The organism is Limosilactobacillus walteri (assembly GCF_014830205.1).
GTDB classification, from domain to species: domain Bacteria; phylum Bacillota; class Bacilli; order Lactobacillales; family Lactobacillaceae; genus Limosilactobacillus; species Limosilactobacillus walteri.
In genome coordinates this window covers 1-17,549 of record NZ_QORN01000012.1, presented here as the reverse complement: position 1 = coordinate 17,549, position 17,549 = coordinate 1, and the positions used below count along the sequence as shown (strand labels likewise).

Annotated in this window: 22 protein-coding genes; 20 read left to right on the top strand and 2 right to left on the bottom strand. The window is 34.8% G+C overall.

Annotated elements, in window-relative coordinates; genetic code table 11:
• The 3 genes from DTK66_RS03815 to DTK66_RS03805 form a co-directional block, all read left to right on the top strand.
• Positions 1–294: replication initiation factor domain-containing protein (locus DTK66_RS03815; RefSeq protein ID WP_191667836.1), on the top strand; the 294-nt coding region annotated here is incomplete at its 5' end.
• A gap of 17 nt (positions 295–311) precedes the next feature.
• On the top strand, positions 312–1,058 hold the full coding sequence (locus tag DTK66_RS03810) for a GH25 family lysozyme (RefSeq protein WP_191667835.1): 747 nt from the start codon (positions 312–314) through the stop codon (positions 1,056–1,058).
• 630 nt (positions 1,059–1,688) lie between these two features.
• Positions 1,689–2,873: a RepB family plasmid replication initiator protein gene (locus tag DTK66_RS03805; protein ID WP_191667834.1), complete on the top strand. Its 1,185-nt coding sequence runs from the start codon at positions 1,689–1,691 to the stop codon at positions 2,871–2,873.
• 539 nt (positions 2,874–3,412) lie between these two features.
• Here the strand turns inward: DTK66_RS03805 and DTK66_RS03800 are convergent.
• Together DTK66_RS03800 and DTK66_RS03795 are read right to left on the bottom strand one after the other, a co-directional pair.
• Positions 3,413–4,000, bottom strand: a complete 588-nt coding sequence (locus DTK66_RS03800) for a site-specific integrase (RefSeq protein WP_191667833.1) — start codon at positions 3,998–4,000, stop codon at positions 3,413–3,415.
• A 501-nt stretch (positions 4,001–4,501) separates the two neighbouring features.
• Positions 4,502–4,696: an MFS transporter gene (locus tag DTK66_RS03795; protein ID WP_191667832.1), complete on the bottom strand. Its 195-nt coding sequence runs from the start codon at positions 4,694–4,696 to the stop codon at positions 4,502–4,504.
• Positions 4,697–5,429: 733 nt separating this feature from the next.
• Here DTK66_RS03795 and DTK66_RS11200 point away from each other — a divergent pair.
• The 17 genes from DTK66_RS11200 to DTK66_RS03715 all read left to right on the top strand — a co-directional run.
• Positions 5,430–5,543 carry a listeriolysin S family TOMM bacteriocin gene (locus DTK66_RS11200; RefSeq protein WP_437127499.1) on the top strand — a complete coding sequence of 38 codons (114 nt, stop codon included), beginning with the start codon at positions 5,430–5,432 and terminating at the stop codon, positions 5,541–5,543.
• A 77-nt stretch (positions 5,544–5,620) separates the two neighbouring features.
• On the top strand, positions 5,621–6,445 hold the full coding sequence (locus DTK66_RS03790; RefSeq protein ID WP_191667831.1) for an ATP-binding cassette domain-containing protein: 825 nt from the start codon (positions 5,621–5,623) through the stop codon (positions 6,443–6,445).
• Entirely contained in the window at positions 6,446–7,180 is a 735-nt protein-coding gene (locus DTK66_RS03785) for an ABC transporter permease (RefSeq protein WP_191667830.1), read from the top strand.
• A 6-nt stretch (positions 7,181–7,186) separates the two neighbouring features.
• Positions 7,187–7,486: an LlsX family protein gene (locus DTK66_RS11175; protein WP_191667829.1), complete on the top strand. Its 300-nt coding sequence runs from the start codon at positions 7,187–7,189 to the stop codon at positions 7,484–7,486.
• Positions 7,479–8,354 (top strand): SagB family peptide dehydrogenase, encoded by an 876-nt coding sequence (locus DTK66_RS03775; RefSeq protein ID WP_191667828.1) that lies wholly within the window; start codon positions 7,479–7,481, stop codon positions 8,352–8,354. The genes DTK66_RS11175 and DTK66_RS03775 overlap by 8 nt, the downstream gene beginning before the upstream one ends.
• A complete protein-coding gene (locus DTK66_RS03770; protein ID WP_191667827.1) occupies positions 8,354–9,289 on the top strand; it encodes a hypothetical protein in 936 nt (311 codons plus the stop codon). Before DTK66_RS03775 ends, DTK66_RS03770 begins: the two co-directional genes overlap by 1 nt.
• On the top strand, positions 9,267–10,568 hold the full coding sequence (locus DTK66_RS03765) for a YcaO-like family protein (protein ID WP_225208984.1): 1,302 nt from the start codon (positions 9,267–9,269) through the stop codon (positions 10,566–10,568). The genes DTK66_RS03770 and DTK66_RS03765 overlap by 23 nt, the downstream gene beginning before the upstream one ends.
• Positions 10,549–11,121, top strand: coding sequence for a CPBP family glutamic-type intramembrane protease (locus DTK66_RS11170; RefSeq protein ID WP_191667826.1), 573 nt, complete (start codon positions 10,549–10,551; stop codon positions 11,119–11,121). The genes DTK66_RS03765 and DTK66_RS11170 overlap by 20 nt, the downstream gene beginning before the upstream one ends.
• Before the next feature lie 424 nt (positions 11,122–11,545).
• The gene (locus tag DTK66_RS03755) at positions 11,546–12,172 is read left to right on the top strand and encodes a MurR/RpiR family transcriptional regulator (RefSeq protein ID WP_191667825.1); all 627 of its coding nucleotides are present in this window, start codon (positions 11,546–11,548) and stop codon (positions 12,170–12,172) included.
• Between the two features lie 922 nt (positions 12,173–13,094).
• Positions 13,095–13,337, top strand: a complete 243-nt coding sequence (locus DTK66_RS03750) for a type II toxin-antitoxin system Phd/YefM family antitoxin (RefSeq protein ID WP_191667824.1) — start codon at positions 13,095–13,097, stop codon at positions 13,335–13,337.
• A complete protein-coding gene (locus DTK66_RS03745) occupies positions 13,334–13,663 on the top strand; it encodes a type II toxin-antitoxin system RelE/ParE family toxin (RefSeq protein WP_191667823.1) in 330 nt (109 codons plus the stop codon). Before DTK66_RS03750 ends, DTK66_RS03745 begins: the two co-directional genes overlap by 4 nt.
• Positions 13,664–14,314: 651 nt before the next feature.
• Positions 14,315–14,557, top strand: coding sequence for a hypothetical protein (locus DTK66_RS03740; protein ID WP_225208983.1), 243 nt, complete (start codon positions 14,315–14,317; stop codon positions 14,555–14,557).
• A 38-nt stretch (positions 14,558–14,595) separates the two neighbouring features.
• Entirely contained in the window at positions 14,596–14,823 is a 228-nt protein-coding gene (locus DTK66_RS03735; RefSeq protein ID WP_191667821.1) for a DUF2922 domain-containing protein, read from the top strand.
• A 57-nt stretch (positions 14,824–14,880) separates the two neighbouring features.
• Positions 14,881–15,117 (top strand): hypothetical protein, encoded by a 237-nt coding sequence (locus DTK66_RS03730; RefSeq protein WP_191667820.1) that lies wholly within the window; start codon positions 14,881–14,883, stop codon positions 15,115–15,117.
• Positions 15,118–15,331: 214 nt separating this feature from the next.
• Entirely contained in the window at positions 15,332–16,174 is an 843-nt protein-coding gene (locus DTK66_RS03725; RefSeq protein WP_368356240.1) for a tyrosine-type recombinase/integrase, read from the top strand.
• Between the two features lie 27 nt (positions 16,175–16,201).
• A complete protein-coding gene (locus DTK66_RS03720) occupies positions 16,202–16,525 on the top strand; it encodes a single-stranded DNA-binding protein (RefSeq protein WP_191667819.1) in 324 nt (107 codons plus the stop codon).
• Between the two features lie 283 nt (positions 16,526–16,808).
• On the top strand, positions 16,809–17,549 hold a 741-nt coding region (locus tag DTK66_RS03715; RefSeq protein WP_191667818.1), incomplete at its 3' end, for a replication initiation factor domain-containing protein.

Below are 17,549 nucleotides of genomic sequence, written 5' to 3'. Positions count from 1 at the left end.
TTTATTCGACCACCACAAACTAGCGATGTAAATAAAGCGCGGTGGCCATCCGTAAAATGGTGGGAGCAGTTGTTGAATAATGTTGAAAAACTCCAACTGACGAGCCGACAGGAGCCTAAATCAATTGATGATATGGCTTTTTGGCTTGACCGCCAAATAGCCCCGACAATGGCAGCCATTATAACAGCGTATGAGGGTGATATTAGTTGGTTGCATGACATTATCAAGAATGGGGCCTCACGGCTGTCACAACGGCACCGAGACGCAATTGCACAATATTTACAGGGGGACTAATGATGGAAGATTATAGCATGGTCGCATTTTGTACTGAGCAAACAACAACAGAACAGGAATATTTCTACAGTATTCAGCCGATGGGGGTTAATGCGTGCGTGGTTAATCTAACGGTTGGCAGAAATGAGCGCAATCTTTTGGCGGAAAAACAGATCGAGGCAGCAAGAAAAGCGGAAATGTTGGTTCATGCCTCACATATCGCCCGTTTTACTACGCCTGAAGAGGCGAGAGACGAAGCGAAATTCTTTTTAGCGCAGACTCGTGCGTTTAATTTGCCTGAGAATGCCGTTCATACCTTGATTTTTACGCCCACCGTGGCTAATAAGAGCGCAATGGAGCTAATTAACTTCTTTCAAGAGACGTTATATCTCAATGGTTATCGCAATCAAGACTTGTGTATAATGGCAAAACTGATCGCAAATAATATCGTGCGACCAGCAAAATTACACTTGCGACCTAATTTGACGGTGATTGATTATAACCAACTATCGCCATCGGTCATTGGTGCAGGGACATGGATATTCGATAATAAATACCTTGATGAACGGCAATTCGTTGCTTATGATTTTATGGATTTCTATACCAAGCCAAATCAGCTGCGGGGACGTCAATTGAGTTTAGATACTGAATATATAGCGAGGGCAGGCGACAACTACTGGATGATAGCCCGTCAATTAGGCATTGAATTGGCAGAACTGTTATTGCTCAACAATGCTACCAGCGGTGATATGGTTGTCCCTGGTCAACGGATTAAAATAGCGTAATTAAAATTAGTATGTACCAACTTCTTTTTAGAGGTTGGTATTTTTTGGTATGCAGATGTTTTTCCTTAGTTTTAATGCGGAAAAGAATTTAGCGAAAAGCGGAAATAAATTTAGCGTGGAAAGTAATATTTAAGCTTTCTTTTTATAATCGTAGTTTTGCTTTGTATGTTTTAAGCTAAAAACCGGAAGTAATTTTAGTAACCTTTATTAAATACGGAAAATAATTTAAATCTTTCGGTTTTATAGTGTTACTTATTTTATCAGATTAATAGTTTAAATAATTTATAGTTTAAAGGTTTATAATTACTGGATTAAAAAAGCTGATTTATCAATGGTTTAGAAGAAAATGCAGCTACCTAAATGTATAGATATAACTACTTAATTGTATATATTCAACTACTTAATTGTATAGATAAAGCTACCTAATTGTATATATTCAACTACCTAAATGTGGAGATAAAGCTACCTAATTGTATATCAAAAAATTAAATCAACTACTTTTTTTTGATATCGGTAGTTGAATAGCAGAACCGTTGGTAGTAAAGTGATTACATAGTAAAAAAACTAATATTAAATAATTTAAAAAATACAATTATGTAGCTACTTTAATTTAATAGGGGGAAACGTAATATGGCTAATGATGAGAAGCAAATTGTTGCACAACATAATGATTTGATTCAGGCAGTTGCTAAAATGGAGCGTATGCCATTAAAATTATTTGAAATTATCGTGGGAAGCTATGACGATCGAAAAAATACCGATACTGTTTATATCAAGAAAAAGCTTGTTTATGATTTATTATCCTTAGAAGGAACAAACCGCAATTCGCGATTAAGAACAGCAATCCATGAATTGCATACTAATGCGACATTTCATTTTAAAACCAAAGAGGCAGATGGTTCAATTACAGAATATTCAATATCGCCTATTCAAGAAATCGTGTGGAACCATGCGCAAGACGATATTAAGGTTGTCTTTGCACCCAAGCTTCTTCCGTACATTAGCTTGCTTCAAAGCAATTTCACAAAGTATCGGTTAGCAGATGTTGCGAGACTTAACAGCAAACACGCTATTATAATTTATAAGTTATTAGCGATGAATTACAATCAATATCAATATTATGCAAGCCGAAAATTTAACTCGGAAAAATTAGATGAGTTTGCCAATCCCACAATTACAATAAAAGAATTGCGTCGATTGACAAGTACTGAAAATAAGTATTTAGGTCGTTTTTCTAGTTTTGAAACAAAAGTCTTAAAACTCCCTCTTAAAGAAATTAATGAAAATACCGCCTTTTCAATTAGCTACGATAAAATTAAACATGGACGTCAAATCTATGCAATTCAGTTTCATGTGACAAAGAATGATATTACTGTTACTGATAACGGATTGGGAATACTTCAATCAGCAGAATATCAGCAAGCTCTTAATTCACCTTATACGCCTCTTTTAGCAACTAACCAAATTATCGATATGGTTACGTTAATGCAGGATCAATCATTGGTTATCTCATTAGCCAACGATGTCTATCCCTTATATAAAAAAATAGTTTCTGATTATGGAGAAAACGCATTAAATAATCATTTAAGCTACCTCAAAGAACATATGAATAAAGTTGCCAAAAAAGGACTGAATGATTATCTTGCAAAAGCAGCACAAAATAGAATTGATCAATTAAAGAATAGTAGTACGTCGAAAAAAACAGAAGAATTGCCGGCATGGACAAAGAAGAGCCCAGAGGAATTAACAAAAAAAGCTACCCCAGAGGAAATAGCTTCACTAAGGCAAAGAATTGCTAATCGCAAGAAGAAATAACTCCCTGCCCCTTTCACGCTCCTTGGGCTACAGTGAGCAAAACGAAGGCAGCGAGTCAGTGATTTAGCCACTGCAGCCGCATACGCGTCTTCCGTTGGCAAATCCCTGCCTCTAGCTGCCTTCTACACATGAGCAAGTCTTCCCATATCGGATGAGCCACTCCCTGCGGTCGGTCTCCTTTTACCGATATGAGAAGACTTTTTTGTTTGAGGGTCGCTAGTTCAGGGGGCAGGGAGTTAGTAAGTAGTGGAGGCTACATTAGCGTCATTATGCCCCCCGCTTCCCGATAAGCCAAAAACTAAGAATAATGAAAAAGATGGTGAGCTTGGGACTAGCGATAAGGAGAGACACTGACTAAGTGGCTCGACCGCTAGTCACGAGATCACTAGTAATTGCCATGAGCTGGCAGAAATATGGCAGGCGGAAGACGTTTACGGCTGAAGCGCCATAGGACTGACTGCTCGACCAAACGTAATGGCTGAGGGGAGCGGGGGCATATAGAAAAAGACCATCAATTTTACGTTGATGATCTTTTTTTATTAGTCAAAATCAATTTGATCGAGCATTTTTTCACGACTGACTTGGTCTAACCCAAGATATTTTAGTGTCATGGCTTCACTAGAGTGGTTGAGCAATGACATTACGAGCCCAATATTGTAGTTCGATTGCGTGTAAACTCGATATGCTCCAGTTTTACGCATCGTATGGGTGCCAAGATAGTTAATACCAAGCAAGTCCCCAGTTTTGGCCATAATTTTATAAAATTGTTTTTCCGTAATATGGCGGTCCTGATGAGCAGTTGATGGGAAGAGCCATTCAGACTGAATATTATTTTCTTGAAGCCACGCATGATATTCTAGTAGGTCCTGTTTGACTGGTTTTAAGTACAAAATATTGGGTTTGTCCGTCTTTTTATCGCGAATATACGCGTTTTTCTTGATAGTTCCATCGTTATCAAAGATTTCATTGCGTCTAAGCGCCAATACATCACTTACTCTCAGCAAAGTTGCCTTGCCAACTTGGAAAATGGTGTAGTTTCGACGACCAAAACGGAAATTATTGAGTAAAGTGTCCTGGACTTCGTGGAGAATATTGGAATCTTTGATGGGGAGTACGACTTGTTTCATAGTGATTGCCCTTTCTGGTGTTCGTGTTATAATGTAAATATAAGAGATGGTTGATGAAATTGTTCATGGGTTTCACCAACACAAAAGCCCCTCGGTAATCCGCCATAATTACCAAGGGGCTTTAATTGTGGGTTAAGCTGTCACTACTTGCCTATCACTTGCGATGGTTTAACCAATACGCCACGCAAACGGGAATTACCGCTAACGATAATTGTGCTAGGTAGTTCAAGAGATGGTCTAGGAAAGTGTTCATGGGTATCACCTCCCAACATTAGAAAATGGATTCTAAGTGAGCTTGTGACAGCTATTCAATTATAACATGAGGAAATATTCTCCCACCTAAATTTAGGAGGAGTTTTTTTATTTAACACAAAAATAGCCCCTATATTCTAATTGTAGAATATAGGGGCTTGATATAACAAGGTTATTTAGGGGTTATTTTATAGAAATAGCCCCTAAGATAATAAGGTATCGATAAAATCATTATGGATACCCTGACTTTTACTTTTTATTATTTTTGACAGCATAAACGAGTAGAATCACACCATTAATTACCATAAGCAAAATATACGGATAAACTATCCAACTAGAAAGATAATCCCAGTATTTATCCATTGCAACTAATCCAATGACGAATAAGGCGTTTAGCGCTGAACAAATAGGTATAATCAAACTACTATTATTATCTGAGTTCATGAGATTGCTCCTCTTTCATAATTTATCTAATAGTATCAAAAGAGGAGTAAAAGAACTATCGAAAATTTGAGCATAAAAAAGAGCACCTTTTCAGATGCCCCGCCGGCTCGGATAAGTAACCAACTGATCCAATTTGCACACCAGCATTTTTCTCTTTGTAGCTATATTATAGCTGAAAATATTCTATGATACAATGTTAATGCACATCAGGATGCCCTAACCAAGCATTCAATTGTGCGGGAAGGAGGATCTTCCCAATGCATTGCGTTTTTCTCTTTGTATTGCTGCCTCTTTCAAAAAAGCAGCTGAAAAAACTGATTAAGTTTTTAAAGAAACTGTTTGGTTAATCCATTCATTTCAGCAGAATAAACCAGCGTCTGTCTTTGCGACAGGCGTTTTTTTGTTAGGGTTATTTATTACAAATAGCCCCCGATAATTCTTGTATGTAATGCTTAAAATTATTTTTTTAATATAGATTTAGTAAAATTTCAACTTAATTTTTAAATTTTACAAACCGCGTTTAAATAAATTCGTAAAATAATATGCTATCTCTCTTAGGAGAATTGGAAATAAATAGTAAACATAAACATCATTAAATAAAAGGTAAATAATAGTTGTTTACTTTTTATAATATATCAAATGATAATCCATTGAAGATGATAAAGATTAGGTTTATAATGTGGGCGGAAATAGATAATTAACTATTTCACAAATGATTTAAGGAGGCGTAAATATGTCAGTCGATAAGTCAAAATTTAATACATTTGATAGTAAAACAAGCGAGAGTAAATTGAACTATGCAGGTGGTTGCTGTTGTTCCTGCTCTTGCTCTTGCTGCTGTGGGTAAATAACTGAAATGTTATTACTGGTATTTTTATTAAAATACCAGTTTTTTTAGAGGTACATATGATAAGTATAAATAATGTGGAATTAACAATTTCAGGCAAAAAAATATTAGATTTTAAAAACAAAAAAATAGATATTAAGGACGGAAGTAAGGTCGCAATCTTAGGAGAAAATGGAGCAGGGAAAACAACGCTAATAAACCTACTATTAGGGAACATTAAAAATTATAAAGGAATAGTAGAAAATAACTTTAAACCTAGTGATATAGGAATCGTTTTTCAAGAAAATCAGTATGGAGATTTGATAAAAGTAAAAGAATTGATAAAACTTATTTTTCCAAAATGGAAAAGTGAAGATTTAGAAAAGTTCCTTAAGAGGTATTATCTAAAAGAACTAAAAAATACGTATATACATAAGTTATCAGTTGGAGAAAGGCAGAGACTCACACTGGGCTTAGTATTAACTCAAAGAAAAAAACTTTATATATTCGATGAGATGACATCAGGCTTAGATTCTTATAAACGAGAGACACTATTAGAGCTAATGCAGCAGGCAACAATGGAGAGTACAGTGATAAGTATTACTCATTATTTTGAAGAAGTAGAAAATTGGGCTGATTATGTTTTGATATTAAAGCATGGCAAGCTTCTTTATAGTGGTAAGACTAATAGTTTGATCAACAGATTTAGTAAGTATTTTCTATTTAAGATTGGTAATGTAAAGAATGTAGATTCACGGTGGGATAATAGAAAGGCATTGGATAATGGCAAAATATATTTTGCAAAAGGTATTAAAGAAAAGGAAAACTTTGTGACTTATTTAGATAGTAACAGTATTAAGTATAACGTTATTACACCAGGAGTCTATTCGAGCTACCTTTTAATGTATAAAGGAGTAAATTAAATGGAAAAGATATTTTTAAGCATAAAACTACAATTAAGAGAACCAATATCTATTTTTTTTACACTAGTTTTTCCCTTGGTAATGATGTGCGTAATGGTTCTATCTTATAAGAACTTTTCCCTTGGTACAGATGGATACCACTTTATAGATAAATATGTATTGATTAGTGTAGGAATAGGACTGATACCTTTAACAGTTATTAGTTTTCCAATTAGCTTTGCTACTAAAATGAAAAATAATCTCTATATGAGATTGAAGTATTTTGGTGTTAATATTATCACCTACACTTTTGCAGACATTGTGTCATATGTTGTATTAAGTTTAACTAGTATTTTATTAAATATATGTGTTGCAAAGATTTTTTTCAATGCAAATGTACCAAACTTTCTATATTTATTATTTTATATAATGCAGTGTGAATACTGTACCATAACTTTTCTTGTCTTTGGAGCTATGATGTCATTAATAATAACTAATCCAAGAGTTATATTACCAATGGGTATGACTTTGTTATTTACTTTCTATTTACTTTCGGGAGTGTTTATTCAATACACAGAACTACCGTTAAAAATACGAAAAATTGGGAAATACATACCTTGGAAATATTTAATGAATAATTTTTATAATATTTGGACTGAAAAAGATCTTATAGTAACTCAGTTTATTCAAATAAATACTCTTTGGTTAATAATATTAATAATAATTGTCATTATTCTATATAAAGAGAAGATGTGAGTAACTATGAAGAGGCAAACAATAAGAATATTTATTGAGGTAATCGCTGGAATTATTTTATCTTTTAGTTTGAATTACATATTGATTTATTTTGGATACGCTCATATTCAAAGCAATAACTTATCAACTTATACAGTGCGCGTGCTAAATTTACCAATATATAAGATCATTACACATAATAATAAAATTGTAGGGATTCCTTACAATAACAATATGGCTTTGGTGGGTATAGTGACATCAATGATACTAATTATAGTAATAGAAACAATTACTTTAATTTTTGAAAAGAGGAGAAGTAATGATTGATATTAAAAACAAAGGTCTATTAAATGAATTTACAAGTTTTGATATAGATCCACGAAACAAAACTAACAAAGACAATCATAGAATTTTTTCTAATGTTTTAATGGGGTTAGATAATACGCCAATGTTTTCCTACTTAAGGAATTTAAATACTATTCATTTTCAAGACCTTAAGAGTATGACAGAATATAATAATACAAATTATGCTCCTCTTAAAAGCGAGGCAATGCCCTTATCTGAAATTAATGATTTAAATACTCTATCTTTACCTAGACCTGCAAGAAAAATACGGAGATCTATTAGTAGTTTATTAAATGCAAGGAAAAGTGTAAGAGAATTTTCAGGTCGTATAATATCATTGAAAGATTTTTCAACAATATTACACTTTGCGTTTGGTGTAAGTAAAAGAATAACTTCTTATGGTGAAACTAAAAGTTATGGCCGTTACTTCCCCAGTGGTGGAGGTTTATATCCAATTTACGCAGTAGTTTTTGTAAATAAGGTAGAAGATATACCAGCAGGATTTTATAAATATCAACCATATAGTCACACACTTCAAAAATTAAATACTAAATCGTATCAGCAAAGTAAATTTTTTGCTGGAGGAATTGACACAAAGAATTTAAATTTCGCTATCTTTTATATATATACTATTAACAAAACATATTTAAAGTATGGTGAACTATCGCTAGCTAATTCATTAATAGAAGTAGGATGCATGGCTGAGAACTTTGATTTAGTTACTAAAGCTTATGGATTGGGTTCATGTGATGTAGCGGGGATAGATAAGCAATATTTGGAAAATCTACTATATATAGATGGAGTTAATCAAGTTTTAGTTTTATCAAGCATTTGTGGAGATGAGAAATAATGGTAGCTTTTATTAAACCTAGAGATCTCAAAGTAATTAACACAGAAGACCTTATTATATTACGTAGAGGAATAATTAATATATCAGAAGTTGAAATAAATAAGGGCAGAAGTACTAGGAATTTTTTAGATAAATTTCAAGAATTTATAGCTAATCGTAGATTAGAATTATCTGAATCTTCAGAGATTATGGAAGACTTTGATAAATTAGCTAGAATGGGGCTTATTAATAGAGAATACGATAAGTCTCAAAAGGTATTATTCTTAGTTAATTCCTCAGATTTTGATTATTATAAAGAATATTTATCACCAAAGTATGAAGTGGAAAACATCGATAACTTATTATCTATAAAGGAAGCTGAATTAATAGTACAAGATAAAAACGTACTCGAGATTAATTCGCTTTTAGAGAAGTTCAGTAGAATATTTAAGCCATATAGTTGGATTTATTTTATAGATTCTACGTATCATTTAAGTAAGATAAAAGCTTTCAATTATCTTATTTGTAAACTGAATAAACTAAGTACTTTTGCCATAGTTGATAATGAAAATTTATATTTATTTGGTGTCGAGTATAGAAAGACAGGATGTTTTGAGTGTCTTGAAAAACATATTTTAACGAAATTTGATATAGCAGAGCAAGAATTAAATGTGGCTGATAATATTGATCGGGATTTTGATTTAGTAAGTAGTTCTATAATATTGGGCTTATTACTTAGAGATCTAAAGAATATTAACTTATTTGGCCAATCTCAATTAATAGGTAACTATCTACACTTTTATTTACCTACATTTGACTATGAGTTTAATATAAATAGAATAGCCACTAGTTGTAAGGTATGTTCTACAATAACTAATACTAATTTTAAAGAACAAAATATGAATTCGATTAACATTTTAAAAGGACTGAGAAATGGTGATTTCGATATTAAATGATGCTAATTATAGTAGTTATAGGCATAGTATACTATCTGGTAAAGTTACAGGGATTTGGAATAATGTATTGTTTATGGGAACGTCTAGTTACCCAATATTTCCATACAATTACTTAACTTCAGAATTTTCTTCATTTGAAAAGAATATTTATAAAAATAATGTTCCAAAAATTGTTTATCATTTAAGTGGTTATGGGTCACTATTTAATGAGAGTTACATTAGTTTTTTAGGCGAAAGTACTGAGCGGTATTCTTATGTTTTATCAAAGATTCTATTAAAATCGAATATAATAAAGGGATCTTACAAAGAGCTTAAGTCTAAATATTTAAATGATTATATATTACCGTTGAAATATATAAATATTCAATTTGAAAAGAATTCCGTAAACTATTTAAATGCGGATGATAAGATAAAATGGGTCTGTATGAATTCTTTGATAAATCCTGGGAAAAAAGTCTGGATTCCTTTACAGTTTGTTTTATTAGCAGACAACGAAACATTTCAAAATGAGAAAAAATATAACATTACAGCTGTTTCAACGGGAACAGCTTGTCATGATAATTTTACTGCGGCATTGCAAAATGCATTAATAGAATACGAACAAATAGATTCATTTAATTTATGGTGGTACGGTGGAATAAAAGGCACACCTCTAAAATGTTCAATGCAATTTATACAAAAATTATTTGATAATGTAGATACAAAACAATTTAGTAGCAATTTTAAAATAAGGTTTACAGATATTTCTTTTGATAAAGATATTTATGTTATCGTTTGTGAAATTTTCGCAAACGAGGGAGACGATAATTTACCAAAGTATACAGTAGGTGTTCAAGGAGGACTTACAAAAAGTAAATGCGTTTATAGGAGCTTTATGGAGGCTTTAACTGTTCTAGAGTATTCTATGAATGTAGCATGGCTAGAGCCAAAAAAGTACATAGCATCTACTACACGTAAGCAAATCGGAAACTTAGATGATAACGTTTTAAAGTACGCAATTGAAGGAAAACCAAAATTAAAATTAAATAATTTTAGCTTTACAACTAGAAAGAAGTCAAAGACTTTAAAACAACAATTGGAAAATTTAAGCTCATTAAGTAAGTATGCTGCATGCCTCGATATATCCCCTCTTGAATTTAAAAATCTAGGATTTACTATTGTCAGAGTGATAGTTCCAGAGTTATTGCCGGTTTCTATGCCGACATATCCGCCTAAATATCATCCTAAGTATAAAAAAATAGGGGGTATTAAAAATACAAATGTCCATCCTATGGCTTAATATTTTACTTATTTTTACTACTTTCCCTGGTATTATTTATGTATTATTTAATGCAATCTCTATTTTTAAATATTTAAAAATGTCAACAATATACTTGGGAACACTGATTGTACTAGTATTTTTTGATTGCTGTGTATTAGATAAAAAAATACTAATTCTTGTTTTAGTAATTCTTTTACTACCATTAGGTTATGCTTCCTTTGAAAAAAAATTGCTAAACTTAAATCGAAATATTCTGCTTAAAAATATGAACTATTTTAGATTAATAGTTATGTTTCCGTTATTTGAAGAACTAAATTTCAGATACTTTTTATATCTTGAAACAAAAATGTTAAGCATATCGGTAATTGTTTTTATTATATTATCCACATTATCGTTTTTTTTAACACATTTGTTATATCAAGGAATAAGTGCATATATAAAGCTCCTTTTTTCATTTGGGCAAGCAGTTTTGTTAGTTTTATCTAATAGTATTATTTTAGTTATTTTGGTACATATTATATTCAATATATTGGTCTTTTTAGATAGATTATCCGTAAAAAGAGAATGGTAATTGTAGGTACAACGAGAGTGAAACTAATAGTTTAATCCCCAGTTTTCAATATAATACTTTGAACCATAAATTTTGATTTTAAATTATGGTTCTTTTCTGTTTAAATCCTAATTAAATAGGATAGTTATGATAAATAATTAAATCAGTTGGGAATCTTTTACTTGAAAGACACGAAATTACTTTTAACAATCCACTTTACTATTTTGTAGCCCATTCTGATTTTTGTTATTCAAGTGCTTAATATGTACTTATACCATGCTATTAATCACCTGATGTTTTCTTATATCTAATATTAGTTTTTCCATCAATCTACCAGTTATATCTATCCTTTTAACACATTTCATGAAGTGCTTGTTTTTTTGTCTTCTCATATATATATTTAACAAAGGAAGTAGTCACGAATAAGCAAACGGGGAGCCCTATAATGAAAGCAAACTATTATACCGTCAAACAAATTGCTGATGAGCTTGGAGTAACCAAACCAGCAATTACAAAGTATATGTCGAAAAGTTTTCGTTCAAAGTATACGAAAAAACAAGGTAATCGAATACTTGTTAATGAAGATGGTTTTGCTGATATAAAACAGCATTTTGCTGATTCTATTCATGTAAAAACACAAACGAATCGGAAAGTAAACGATAACTTATCAGAAAGTAAACGCAAACTTTCCGATAACATTAACGATGATAATCAAATAGCTAACCAAACCTATCAAGACACGCTTAAAGCTAAAGATGAAACAATAGAGTTATTGAAAAAACAACTAGCCACAAAAGATGAACAACTAGCATCCATGCATAAATTAATGGACCAGAATCAGCAACTCCTCCTAAATACTCAAGCTGAAAACCAGAGATTGTTATCTTTACAAGAAAGTAGTCCCAAAGCCTCTCAGAACGTCCAAGACGGCGATTTCACTGACGATTCAACTAAATCATCTACCCAAGACAAAAAAACGCCCCCAGAGAGCTCACAAAAGCAATCTAGGGACGATCAAGATATCATTAACCGTTTAAACAAGAAAAAACACTGGTGGAACAGACTATTTTGAGGCACTTAAACAGTGTCTTTTTTATTAAAAACCACAGAAAGTTCTTGCCCTCTGCTATATAATAGCGTATTCTTTGAAAAGAGGGTTATGTAACTCTTTCACAATTGAATAAAAAAGACAAAAAGAAAGGCCTTAACAGATATTGGAGTATCCATTAAGGCTATCAATTAACTACTGGTAATAGCTAATTGCGTCAACAAATTATTTTAGCGGAATAATTGTTGAGTTAAATTGTCGTTCTTTACTTGTATATTATAACGAGTATGAGATATGTTTTTCAACCATTTTGCGAGAAAAAAGGACGACATTTTGAATTAACTTAAGAAATAATAAATTGACTCAATAAAAATATGGAGAGCTAGTAGCTAATTGATAAGTTGCTGGCTCTTCTTTTTTGATTAACCGATCATTAATTGTCGATTAAGGCAGTGACCCTGCGTTGGTGGTTCCTCGAAGCGTCCGTGAGTCTGGAGACGCGCCAGACTTGTAGTAAACAACCATGGGTATGCTAAACCCTGTCCTTATCGCACGGGACTAAAGACGTGGCTGGAAGCTTCGGAAATGCTACGGACAACCCTGTTTGTTATGTGAGTTCTTCGGGTCCTCACGGATGATTCTCTTTGAACGTAGAGAAATCCCATCAACAACCCTAAAACAAACAGGGGCAAGGGCGGAGTGCGCTTAAACTGTCTGCATTGTAATTATTGATGAGTTCATTAAGTAATTAATGGATTGATTAATAATTGCGATGGGTCTATTGAGATGATACTCTTGAGATTTTTAAGCCACTGATAGGCTAGGTCTCAAGAGAGCCAGGGCTCCGCCAGTTGCACTGGCTTCCTAGGGATTTAAGGGGTATTACGCTCTTTTTTGCTGTAAATATTACTTAAAATAATGTACAATTAGTGTGAGGTGATTAATCATGATGAAGATGTCAATAAAACCTGTTTCTGCTTTACGTGATTACAATAAATTACTGAAAGAAGTAGATTCTGACAATCCTGTATTTTTAACTAAGAATGGTTATGGAAAGTATGCAATTGTTGATATTGAAAGTTATGATCGGTTTGTAAATGGTATGAAAGTTCTTAAGGATCTTCAAGAAGCCTCGGCTGAAAGTGGGTTATACACGCTAGATGATGTGTTTGGAGAGCTTGATAAATGAAAAACTATCAAATAGGGTTTAGAGGTGCAGCGAAGCGCGATATTGCTAATTTGCATCAATATCTTGTTCACAGGTTTGATAAACAGACCGCTGATAAGGCAAGTACTTCGTTGAAACATTCAATTGAACGTTTATCGGCAATGCCAGGGTTGGGTAAAGATGCTACAGAGTTATCTGAATTATTAGCCGGTTATCGCTTTTTACCGTTGAAACGCAACACAGTCTTTTATCGTGTTCATGATGATGAACAATTAGTCGAAATTTTGCGAATTTACGATAATCGCATGGATGTTATTGCGCATTTGTTGAATGATAGGGAGCAGTAATGCTTCAAAGTCGGAAAGATATTTGATGAGGTATTTAATATCCACTAACACAAAAGCTCTCAAGCTATAGCGGTAGCAAGAGAGCTTTTTGTTTGCTATACTATGTTTGTAGAAAGTTATTTGGATGAGGCATTTAGGCTTCACCAACACAAAAGCCCCTCGGTAATCGGTCATAATTACCAAGGGGCTTTATTTGTGGGCTAGTTGCTGTCACGTGGATTACTTAGCGTTTATGATGCTCGAGCCACCAAGCAAAATAGATTGGAATTATCGTGAGTGATAATTGTGCTAAGTAATGTAGAAAGTTATTTATAAGATGCGACATCTAGGCTCACCTCCTTTCACACAAAATAGATTCATGCGTCAGGCTGTGACAGCTGTTTAATTATATCATTCAGATTTTACAAAAGCTGCTTAATGAGGTATTCATTTTAGCTATATTTGGGTATTGATAATTCGTATATTGCATAAAAAGTCCAAACCATGTATAATATGTATTGCACCAAGGAATGTACGTATAAATAATATAGAGAGTTAAGTAAAGCAATGGTGACATTTCCCAGCCGATTGGGAATGTGTCGAGACTAATCAATAGTCAGCCATTGCTTTTTTTGTGTTTTAAAAGCAATGGTTGGCGGAAAGGAGTTGCCAATGAAGGTCGCAATGAAGACGGATAAAGGCGCACGCGTACAATTTGCCTTTACTTCCGAAGACTATCCGAAAGGGAAGAATTACATCTTTAATAACGCGGTAAGCGGGTATAGTGATGACCAGCTTACTCAGTTTGCGGAAGCATTAGATATGCTTGTAGAAGGCTCTCTAATGGACGAGATTGCTGTTTTAGCTACTACCAAGGTAATTGTCGAAAACGGACAAGAACAGCCTCAAGCGTAAGCTATGCGCAGAAATAATAGGAAAGGAGGGATAACCTCATGATTACAATCTTAAAGCTTAAATTTAAGGACACTACCGGCAAGAGCCACTTCTTCAAGATTGCTAATCCGAAAAAGGGATTAAGCAAGGAGACAGTTCGGCAAGCTATGGAAATGATGGCTGCTACTCACCTCATTAAGAAGGGTGACGAAGAATTAACGGCTACTCCAGTTGGCGCCAAGTACGTAACTACAACGGAAGAGGCAGTCTATTCAGATGAAGTCTAACAACCAAGCGAGGACGCATAATGTGCCCTCGCCTTTTTTGCATGAAAGGAGAACCAAATGGAATTAAAGAAAGCCTTAGCGCTAGAGAATTTCGCTCAGACAGTCTATCGCAAGTGCGATTGCTGCAAGCGAGTACGCGATATTTATTTTCGGCTAAATATTAGGGACGCCAAAACAGCTTCAATGCTGGTCGGCTCCCTCGAGTTATGTAAGGAATGTGGCTACAACATGGGCGACATTACTAATACCCAAATTCAAACAGAAAGGACGTTAGAGGAATTTAGCTTTGAGTAACGACATCATTAGATACGTGCTAGAACAGTCTGGGGGCCTGTTAATTGCTGTCATTCTAATATTACGCATGGAAGCCAAATTGGATGGCTTAACGAGCGAAATAACACGTTTGACGGATACGTTGACCAGGCATCTCATCTTGTTCTCACAAAACAACAAGATTGAGAAATGACACACGACCAATTTTTATATTTATGCAAGAGGGGGTGACGAGGTGGAATTGCAAGAAAATTTTGACCGCTTCCTTGCCGACATGAAACTGGAAGGAAAAGCTGATATGACGCTGGTTGAGTACGCTAATCGGTTGTCAAGATTTAAAAAGTACCTAATTCGCCATAAAAAAGCCTTAAATGAGATAAAACATGACGATATTATCGAATTTACTCGCGAAATGTTTAAGAATAACTTAAGTTCGACAACTATAAAATGCGAACTATCGACTTTATACGTATATAGTCTATGGGGGGTTAAAAATGGAATCCTCAATCAGGCCCCCTTATCACCAGCCGATTATCCTAAAACCAATACTGCTAAAAAGCGGATTAGACGACTGTCAGACGAGAACATCCGGGCGTTTATCGCCTACATTAACAGTCTTCAGGAGAATATCCGGGCCGCTTTTTGGCTGATGTATGGAACAGGAGCACGAGTAGGTGAGGTAGCGCATTTAACGGTAACTGACGTGCAGCTAAAAGAGGGCGCGGTTTACGTTAATATAACCGATGCGAAGTGGGGAAGTGATCGTTGCATTCCAATTCTTAACCAACAAGCTGCAAGGATCGTTTGGCAGTACCGACAATCAGTAGGACTAACTAAACAGCCATTATTTCGGCTCTCACGACGAACTCTGCAATGGTATGCGACCAAATTCGCCCAGGAGACTGGTATTGATTTTCATTGCCATTTACTACGCCATACTTTTGCGGCCAAATTAACAGAAAAGGGAGTGCCAATCACCACCATTCAATACCTATTAGGGCATCGAACAGTCGCAATGACGGCTTACTATGCTCAATCAGCACTTGTCGACGTGACGAGTATCACACCAACAATTTAGTACCAAACACAAGGAGAGAAAGAGATTATGAATGATATTAAATTATTAGGACGATTAACCCAAGCACCAGAACTAAAGGAAAGTGTTAATGGCAACCAATACGCATGGTTTACTGTTGCCGTACCACGGAAGAACAACCGTGATGAAGCTGATTTTATTCGTTGCAAGGCTTTTGGAAAGTTGGCAGGTGCGCTTAAACAACATTGTGATAAAGGGCGTCAGTTGCTCCTAACAGGCCATTTAGAGGTAAGTGCCACAACTGACCAACAAACCCAACAGAAACGCTTCTTCCATACAGTCATCGCCCATCAAGTCGAATTTCTGCATGATCCTAATCGGGCAATAGCCTAAGAAGCAGATTGTTGCCGGTTGTCAATGGTAAGCGGACCAAGCAAAGCGCGGGAGCATTAAGGAATTGACAACCATACATATTTACACTTTGGCGGTTTCCGGAAACAAATTTATTTTGTTTTCCGGATGCCCCACGGCGAGTGCAGGGTGTGGGACTGGTCCCACGTACAAAGTTTTTGCGAAGCTTTTTTCAAAAAGCGACCAAGGGAATTTGTCCGGCATTTGCCGTATCCCCCGCATACTAATAGGGGGGTAATAAATACGAGATTTTGGGTGAAAAAGCATGAATAAATCCCATCATGATAGCTTTTCAGCGGTAATTGACTGGCTGGAATTTACGGTTACCGGATTGCAACTGGAAAGTGTCATTTTTGAGATACTAAAGTTAGAAAAAAAGACGTTTACGAAAATGGAAACCGGACGCTTTGGTTATCGTTCACAGTTGAAATGGGACGAAGGAAGTCTCTACATCATGTTCAATGCAGCGGGTAATGAATACGAAATCGAAAACCTACCGCAAACTATTGATCGGATGGGCGTTCACGTAATGATTACAGGTGCCGGTTGTCGGCAATACGAGAGTCTATATGAATTGAAAACACTTCTTCTATATCTAACAATTCTGGACGACAAGGTGAATTTTAGTCGCGTGGATATTGCGATTGATGACCTGCAGAACCGTATTATTGATTTTGGACGCATTCATCGGGCGGCTATTAACGGTCACTTTACCTCCCGCTGGAGCAAGTGGGACGAGGTCAACAGTCGCCAATGTTCAACCGGCGAGTTTCTAGGACGCACCATGTATTTTGGATCGCAGTCTTCAAACATCTTTTGTCGCATTTATGATAAAACGCTGGAACGCAAAGCAAAAAGCGAGGAGAAGACAGCAGAATCCGAGACTTGGACACGGTTGGAAGTTGTCTATAAAAAAGAGCGGGCCAAGAAATTGGTGTACCACATCATTGACAAGAATTTATCGGTGGGAACAGCCATTCGCGGAACACTAAAGCAGTATATTCGC

Bases quoted from the DNA above. Each gene is read 5' to 3' on its own strand.
- DTK66_RS03755 (WP_191667825.1), top strand. From the start codon at position 11,546: ATGAAAGCAAACTATTATACCGTCAAACAAATTGCTGATGAGCTTGGA.
- DTK66_RS03735 (WP_191667821.1), top strand. From the start codon at position 14,596: ATGATTACAATCTTAAAGCTTAAATTTAAGGACACTACCGGCAAGAGC.
- DTK66_RS03765 (WP_225208984.1), top strand. From the start codon at position 9,267: ATGGTGATTTCGATATTAAATGATGCTAATTATAGTAGTTATAGGCAT.
- DTK66_RS11200 (WP_437127499.1), top strand. From the start codon at position 5,430: ATGTCAGTCGATAAGTCAAAATTTAATACATTTGATAGTAAAACAAGC.
- DTK66_RS03770 (WP_191667827.1), top strand. From the start codon at position 8,354: ATGGTAGCTTTTATTAAACCTAGAGATCTCAAAGTAATTAACACAGAA.
- DTK66_RS03745 (WP_191667823.1), top strand. From the start codon at position 13,334: ATGAAAAACTATCAAATAGGGTTTAGAGGTGCAGCGAAGCGCGATATT.
- DTK66_RS03730 (WP_191667820.1), top strand. From the start codon at position 14,881: ATGGAATTAAAGAAAGCCTTAGCGCTAGAGAATTTCGCTCAGACAGTC.
- DTK66_RS03740 (WP_225208983.1), top strand. From the start codon at position 14,315: ATGAAGGTCGCAATGAAGACGGATAAAGGCGCACGCGTACAATTTGCC.
- DTK66_RS11170 (WP_191667826.1), top strand. From the start codon at position 10,549: ATGTCCATCCTATGGCTTAATATTTTACTTATTTTTACTACTTTCCCT.
- DTK66_RS03800 (WP_191667833.1), bottom strand. From the start codon at position 4,000: ATGAAACAAGTCGTACTCCCCATCAAAGATTCCAATATTCTCCACGAA.
- DTK66_RS03750 (WP_191667824.1), top strand. From the start codon at position 13,095: ATGATGAAGATGTCAATAAAACCTGTTTCTGCTTTACGTGATTACAAT.
- DTK66_RS03810 (WP_191667835.1), top strand. From the start codon at position 312: ATGGTCGCATTTTGTACTGAGCAAACAACAACAGAACAGGAATATTTC.
- DTK66_RS03795 (WP_191667832.1), bottom strand. From the start codon at position 4,696: ATGAACTCAGATAATAATAGTAGTTTGATTATACCTATTTGTTCAGCG.
- DTK66_RS03805 (WP_191667834.1), top strand. From the start codon at position 1,689: ATGGCTAATGATGAGAAGCAAATTGTTGCACAACATAATGATTTGATT.
- DTK66_RS03720 (WP_191667819.1), top strand. From the start codon at position 16,202: ATGAATGATATTAAATTATTAGGACGATTAACCCAAGCACCAGAACTA.
- DTK66_RS03785 (WP_191667830.1), top strand. From the start codon at position 6,446: ATGGAAAAGATATTTTTAAGCATAAAACTACAATTAAGAGAACCAATA.
- DTK66_RS03775 (WP_191667828.1), top strand. From the start codon at position 7,479: ATGATTGATATTAAAAACAAAGGTCTATTAAATGAATTTACAAGTTTT.
- DTK66_RS11175 (WP_191667829.1), top strand. From the start codon at position 7,187: ATGAAGAGGCAAACAATAAGAATATTTATTGAGGTAATCGCTGGAATT.